General features: G+C 68.1%; 3 protein-coding genes and 1 pseudogene. All 4 read left to right on the forward strand.

What is annotated here, in order from left to right; translation table 11 throughout:
- Positions 1-116: pseudogene (locus AC3AYF_RS01600) on the forward strand (transcriptional regulator); the annotation flags it as partial.
- Positions 117-353: 237 nt separating this feature from the next.
- Positions 354-965 carry a translesion DNA synthesis-associated protein ImuA gene (gene imuA, locus AC3AYF_RS01605; RefSeq protein ID WP_295035394.1) on the forward strand — a complete coding sequence of 204 codons (612 nt, stop codon included), beginning with the start codon at positions 354-356 and terminating at the stop codon, positions 963-965.
- A gap of 4 nt (positions 966-969) precedes the next feature.
- Positions 970-2,484 carry a Y-family DNA polymerase gene (locus tag AC3AYF_RS01610; protein ID WP_487779329.1) on the forward strand — a complete coding sequence of 505 codons (1,515 nt, stop codon included), beginning with the start codon at positions 970-972 and terminating at the stop codon, positions 2,482-2,484.
- Positions 2,481-5,756 (forward strand): error-prone DNA polymerase, encoded by a 3,276-nt coding sequence (locus AC3AYF_RS01615; RefSeq protein ID WP_295035390.1) that lies wholly within the window; start codon positions 2,481-2,483, stop codon positions 5,754-5,756. The genes AC3AYF_RS01610 and AC3AYF_RS01615 overlap by 4 nt, the downstream gene beginning before the upstream one ends.
- Positions 5,757-6,102 lie beyond the last annotated feature (346 nt).

Below are 6,102 nucleotides of genomic sequence, written 5' to 3' on the forward strand. Positions count from 1 at the left end.
CCATCGACGCGCTCGCCGTCGGCGTGGCCAAGAACCGCGGGCCGCAGATCACCGATCAGCTCAAGGCGATCAAGCGCAGCCTCGGTTCGCTGAGAGTCTCCAACAGCGTTTCCTGATTTTCTGCCCCCCTTCCATGTTCTGCGATGACCGCGGCCCGCGGTTCTTGGCCACGCCGACCACGCTGTCGAGCGCGGTTTTTTGGGCTTCCGAATACTGTATATATAGACAGTAATCGAGGTTGTGAGCGACACTGACGGTATCGATTCTTTACGTCCGGTCGTCGCCATGTCGCTTCGTCATGCTTGCCATCACTTCGGAATATCGGCTTCGCGATCCTACGGGAGAGCGTGGCGATGAGCGGTCTGGAGTCGCTGTTAGCCAGCCGCCAGGTCTGGCGTGCCCAGACCGGTGTCGATAGCGATCGTGGCGGGGCGATTGCCAGCGGCCACGCCGAACTCGATGCGCTCCTGCCGGGCGGTGGCTGGCCACCGGCCGCGATCAGCGAGCTGCTGTCGAGCGGCGCCGGCAACGGGGAGCTGGCCCTGCTGTGGCCGGTGCTCTCGCGCCTGACACGGCAAGGCCGGCCGATAGTGCTGGTCTCGCCGCCGGGGGCGCCGTACCCGGCGGCGTGGCGGCGGGCGGGAGTGGTGCTGGAGCAGTGTCACTGGCTCGACGTGCAGGGGCGCGAGGCGCTCTGGGCGACGGAGCAGTGCCTGCGCGCCGGCTGTTGTGGGGCGGTCGTGGCCTGGCTGGCGCAGGCCGATGGCCGTCTCATGCGCCGGTTGCAGGTGGCGGCGGCAAGCGGAGATACGCTGGCCTTCGTGCATCGGCCGCTGGCGAAAGTGGCCGAGGCATCGCCGGCGCCGCTGCGGCTGCGGCTGCACCGGCATGCCGAGCTGGAGGTCCTCAAGTGTCGCGGCGGCCTTGCGCCCTCGCGACGGATCGCCTTCGGCGGCGGGGCGTGACGCCATGCGCTGGGTCTGCCTGCTGTTTCCGCGTCTGGCGCTGGAGGGCGAATTACGCAGCCGCCCCGACCCCGAGGCCCCGTTCGCGCTGATCGACGGGCCGGTGCAGCGCCAGTGCATCCGCGCCGCCAATCGCGCCGCCCGGGAGCGGGGTGTCAGGCCCGGGCAGGCGCTGGGCTTCGCCGAAGCGCTGTGTAACGCGCCGCTTTTTAAGGCGCCCGACGCCGCGCCGCTTTCCAAGGCGCCCAACTCCGCGCCAGATAGGGGGTCTCGATCCGGTTCGAGTCAGCGGCTCGAGACGGCGCCGTTCGATGCCGAGTCCGTCGAGCGCTGGCGTCGGCGTCTGGCCGCCTGGGCCTACGGTTTCAGCGCCCAGGTCAGCCTTCACTACCCGCATGCGCTGGTGTTCGAGGTCGCCAGCAGTCTCGATCTGCTGGGCCCCTGGCCACGGCTGGAGGCGCGTCTGCGCGGGGAACTCGGCGAGCTCGGTTTTTCGCATCGACTGGTAATCGCCCCCAACCCGGCGGCAGCGCGGGTACTGGTCAACGTTCATGACGGGCTGGCGGTGGACGAGAACGGGCTGGAGTCGGCGTTGGCAACGCTGCGTCTCGATCGGGCGGGGTTGGCGGGCATCGATTCCGACCGTGACATCCTGCAGACCCTGAATCGCAGCGGTTTCCAGCGCCTGGGCGAGCTGTTCGCCCTGCCGCGCAGCGCCCTGGCCCGACGTTTCGGTGGCGGCCTGATGCGCCACCTGGGCGAACTGCGTGGAGAGTGGCCGCTGGCGCTGGATTACCACCGCCCGACGCCGCGGTTTTCCCGCACCTTCGAATTCGATCAGCCGGTGCATGCCATTGCCGGCCTGGCCTTTCCGCTAAAGCGCCTGTTGCAGGAACTGAGCGTGTTCCTGGTCGGCCAGGATGCCGGTGTCGAGCGGTTCCACCTGCAGTTCGGCCTGGAGGGGGGTAGCGTGCAGCAAGTCGGGATCGGGCTGCTGGCGGTACAGCGCGACCCTGACACGTTGCTCGAGCTGACCCGTGCCCACCTGGAGCGCGTGCGTCTCGAAGGCCCCGTGCTCTCGCTGACGCTCTTCGCGCCTCGGCTCTCCGACTATGCGCCGACACGACGGGAGTTGCTGGAGGGGCCGGCGCGCCAGGCCCAGGCCTGGGCGGCACTGCACCAGCGTCTGGTGGCCCGGCTGGGAGAATCGGCGCTCAGGCCGCTGGTCGAACATCGCGAGCATCGCCCGGAGATGGCGGTGCTGAACGGTGCCGGGCCACGGGCGCGCGATGCCAGCGCCGGCCCGTCGCGTCCCGGCTGGCTCGTCCCTGCGCCGCAGCGCTGCGACGGCGACGTAGTGCAACTGCTGGCAGGGCCGGAGCGCATCGAGAGCGGTTGGTGGGATGGTGGCGACATCCGGCGCGACTACTACCTGGCCCAGTGGGTCGATGGTCGCCACGCCTGGGTCTGGTGCGAGCCGGGGCGACAGGGTTGGTATCTGCACGGGTGGTTCGGATGAGCGATGGCTTTTCATCGCGGCCCGACGCTGCCGCTTCGGACGCCTGTAGGATCGACGCGGATTCGGGGGCCCGAGAGCCAATAGGCGCGGGTGCGGGCGCCTGTAAAATAGGCGCGGGTGCGGGCGCCTTTAAAGACCCCTACGCCGAGCTGCACTGCCTCTCCGCGTTCAGCTTCCAGCGCGGTGCCTCCACCGCGGATGAACTGTTCGAGCGCGCGGCCCGGCACGGCTATCGTGCCCTGGCGATCACCGACGAAGCCACGCTGGCCGGCATCGTGCGCGGCTGGCAGGCGGCGCGTGAGTACGGCATCGACCTGATCGTCGGCGCGGAGTTTCGTACCGAATGCGGCATCAAGCTGGTGCTGCTGGTGGAGAACCGGCGTGGCTACGAGGCGCTATGTGGCTTGATCACCCGCGTTCGCGGCCGCGCGCCCAAGGGCGAATATCGGCTGCTCGCAACGGATCTCGACGAACTCGATGGCGGTGACGGCCTGTTCGCGCTGTGGATCCCCGGTGCCGTGCCGGATCGCGAGGTGGGCGATCATAAGGTGGGCGAGCGGCTGGCCCGCCTCTTTCCCCACCGGCTGTGGCTGGCGGTGGAGCTGCACTACGGCTTCGAGCAGGGCTGCGACAACGCGGCGCGCCTGGCCCGACTGCAGGCTCTGGCCGCGTCGTTGGACATTCCGGCAGTGGCGACGGGGGACGTCCACATGCACGCGCGGGGCCGGCGGGCACTGCAGGACTGCCTGACCGCCATTCGCCATCACCACAGCGTGTTCGAGGCGGGCGATATCCTGTTTGCCAATGGCGAGCGCCATCTGCGCAGCCGCGACGCGCTGTCCGCGATCTATCCCGCCGGGCTGATGGCCGAGAGCGTGGCCTTGGCGGCGCGCTGCCGGTTCGATCTCGGCGAGCTTTGCTACACCTATCCTCACGAGGTGGTGCCTGACGGCAAGACGCCGGCCGAATGGCTGCGCGAGCTGACGGCTCAAGGCTGCCAACGACGATGGCCGGATGGCGCGCCGGAGAAGGTCGCCCGGCAGATCGACTACGAGCTCACGCTGATCGAGGAGCTAGGCTACGAGCACTATTTCCTCACCGTGCACGACATCGTCGACTTCGCGCGGCGGCAGCAGATTCTGTGCCAGGGGCGCGGCTCGGCGGCCAACTCGGCGGTCTGCTACGCGCTGGGGATCACCGAGATCGATCCGTCGCACACGGCGCTGCTGTTCGAGCGCTTCATCTCCCGCGAGCGCGACGAACCGCCGGATATCGATGTCGATTTCGAACACGAGCGCCGCGAAGAGGTGATCCAGTACGTTTTCCGCCGCTACGGGCGGCACCGGGCGGCGCTGACCGCCGTGGTCAGCCACTACCATGCCGCCGGGGCGATACGGGATATCGGCCGGGCGCTGGGTTTCGCACCGGAGCGGATCGATCGGCTGGCCCGCTGTGCCGGGCGCTGGACCGATCACATACCCGACGAGACGCGGCTGCGCGAGCAGGGCTTCGAGCCCGACGAGCCGGCGCTGCAACGGCTGCTGGTGCTGGCCGGCACGCTCATCGGCTTTCCGCGCCATCTCTCCCAGCATCCGGGGGGCTTCGTGATTTCGGATGCGCCGCTGCAGACGCTGGTGCCGGTGGAAAACGCCGCCATGCCGGAGCGCACCGTGATCCAGTGGGACAAGGACGATCTCGACCTGGTCGGTCTGCTCAAGGTCGACGTGCTGTCGCTGGGCATGCTGACGGTGCTGCGGCGAAGCCTGGACCTGCTGCGCCGGCATCGCGGACTCGACTACGAGCTGGCGACGATTCCCAAGGAGTGCGGCGAGACCTACGCCATGATCCAGCGCGCCGACACCATCGGCGTGTTCCAGATCGAATCCCGCGCGCAGATGGCGATGCTGCCGCGGCTCAGGCCGGCCAAGTTCTACGACCTGGTGATCGAAGTGGCGATCGTGCGCCCCGGGCCGATCCAGGGCGACATGGTCCACCCCTACCTCAGGCGGCGTAACGGCGAGGAGCCGATCACCTATCCGTCACAGGCATTCAAGGACGCCTTCGAACGCACCCTGGGCGTACCGCTGTTCCAGGAACAGGTGATGGCACTGGCGGTGGAAGCGGCGGGTTACAGCCCCGGCGAGGCCGATCAGCTGCGCCGGTCGATGGCGGCGTGGAAGCGCCACGGCGGGCTCGAGCCCCATCGCCAGCGGATCGTCGAGGGCATGCTCGAGCGCGGCTACGAGCTGAGCTTCGCCGAGCGCATCTTCGAGCAGATCAAGGGCTTCGGCAGCTACGGCTTTCCCGAATCCCACGCCGCCAGCTTCGCCCTGCTCACCTACGCCAGCTGCTGGTTCAAGTGTCACGAGCCGGCGATCTTCGCCTGCGCCCTGATCAACAGCTGGCCGATGGGCTTCTATTCGCCGGACCAGGTGCTGCAGGACGCCCGCCGCCACGGCGTCGAAGTGCGCCCGGTCGATATCCGAGTCAGCCAGTGGGAGAGCACGCTGGAGGTTGCCCCTACCAGCACCGGCAGGTTGGCGATCCGGCTCGGGCTGCACATGATCAAGGGTCTGGCCGGGAGCGACGGCCAACGGCTGCTGGCGGCGCGCGACACGCCCGGCTGCGATAGCGTCGAACGCCTGGCGGCGCGATCCGGGGTCAGGCGGGCGGTGCTCTCGCGGCTCGCCGACGCCGGCGCACTGGAAGGGTTGGCCGGAGATCGTCATCGGGCGCGCTGGGCCACGGCCGGGATCGAGGCTTCGCTGCCACTGTTCTTCCAAGATGGTGCCGAGGTCGATAGCGAAGAGGAGACGCTCGCGCTACCGGCCATCGAGGTCGGCGAAGCGATCAAGGCGGACTACGCCGCGCTCGGCACCACGCTGGGGCCGCATCCGATGTCGCTGCTGCGCCAGCGCTGCCGCTCGGAGGGTTCCCGCGGTCTGGGTGGCGTGGTGGATTCGAAACGCCTCGCCGAGCTACCGAGCAACATCGGCGTGGCGATCGCCGGGCTGGTGGTCGGGCGGCAGCGTCCCGGTTCCGCCAAGGGAGTGACTTTTCTCACCCTCGAGGACGAATTCGGCATGGTCAATGTCGTGGTCTGGCCGCGGCTGGCCGTGCGCTATCGCCGTATCCTGCTCGAATCCGGACTGCTGCGGGTGACCGGCAGGCTGGAGAGCCAGGAGGGCGTGCGTCATATCATCGCCAAACGTCTGGTCGACCTTACCGGCCTGCTTGAGGGGCTGAGTACACGCAGCCGGGATTTTCACTGATCCGAGCTACGAGCTACGAGCTACGAGCTACGAGCTACGAGCGAAAGGAAAGCGTAAAACGTCACGACCGGCTTCAGGCCGCCTTGGAGCGACAGTGAGTGTCAACCGAAACGGGGGCCGGCGAGTCGCGAGCCACTGGCCGAGCGGGGCTGAACTATGGTTAGGTGCTGAACTGGGATTGGGTAATGAACCAACCCGCCGCGCGACCTGTCTTCATCATGGCGTGGCTTCGAAGCAGTAGACGTGTCCTTTCAAACAACGCAAGAGGCGGCTGATTTATGGAGAGCATTGGCGTAGGGCCCTGGATTGCCATCGCGGTAGCCGTGGGCGCCGTTGGCGTATTGGT

Source organism: Salinicola sp. (assembly GCF_982684285.1).